This is a genomic window from Methylothermus subterraneus, from assembly GCF_054656915.1.
Map to the genome: position 1 here is coordinate 1 of NZ_BAAHXK010000039.1, position 828 is coordinate 828.

The 828-nt window shown below is 55.9% G+C and carries 1 rRNA gene; it reads right to left on the reverse strand.

Annotation, left to right across the window (positions count from 1 at the left end):
• Window positions 1–698, reverse strand: a 16S ribosomal RNA gene (locus ACYQ3M_RS11630); the annotation flags it as partial.
• Between the last annotated feature and the right edge of the window lie 130 nt (window positions 699–828).

The window sequence follows — 828 nt, forward strand, 5'->3', positions numbered from 1 at the left end:
GCATTTCACCGCTACACCGGGAATTCCACCACCCTCTACCGAACTCTAGCTGGCCAGTATCGAATGCCGTTCCCAGGTTAAGCCCAGGGCTTTCACATCCGACTTAACCCGCCGCCTACGGACGCTTTACGCCCAGTAATTCCGAGTAACGCTCGCACCCTCCGTATTACCGCGGCTGCTGGCACGGAGTTAGCCGGTGCTTCTTCTTGGGGTAACGTCAAACCTTTAGGGTATTCGCCTAAAGACCCGTCGTCCCCCACGAAAGCGGTTTACAACCCGCAGGCCTTCTTCCCGCACGCGGCGTGGCTGGATCAGGCTTTCGCCCATTGTCCAAGATTCCCCACTGCTGCCTCCCGTAGGAGTCTGGGCCGTGTCTCAGTCCCAGTGTGGCTGACCACCCTCTCAGGCCAGCTACCCGTCGTCGCCTTGGTGAGCCATTACCTCACCAACTAGCTGATAGGACGCAGGCCCATCCCAAGGCGCCAGGCCCTAAAAAGGGTCCCCAGCTTTCCTCCTCAGAGAATATGCGGTATTAGCCCGAGTTTCCCCGGGTTATCCCCCACCTCAGGGTAGGTTCCTACGCGTTACTCACCCGTCCGCCGCTCGTCAGCACCCAAAAGGGCCTGTTACCGCTCGACTTGCATGTGTTAAGCCCGCCGCCAGCGTTCACTCTGAGCCATGATCAAACTCTTCAGCCAACTCAATCCTTCTCTCACCCAAATGACTCACAAGAGCCCACACGGATGATCCGACTAAACTGTCAAAGAACTCTCAACCCCTCACCAAGGAGAAAAACTATTCTAAAAAAATAAAAAAAATTGTCAAGAG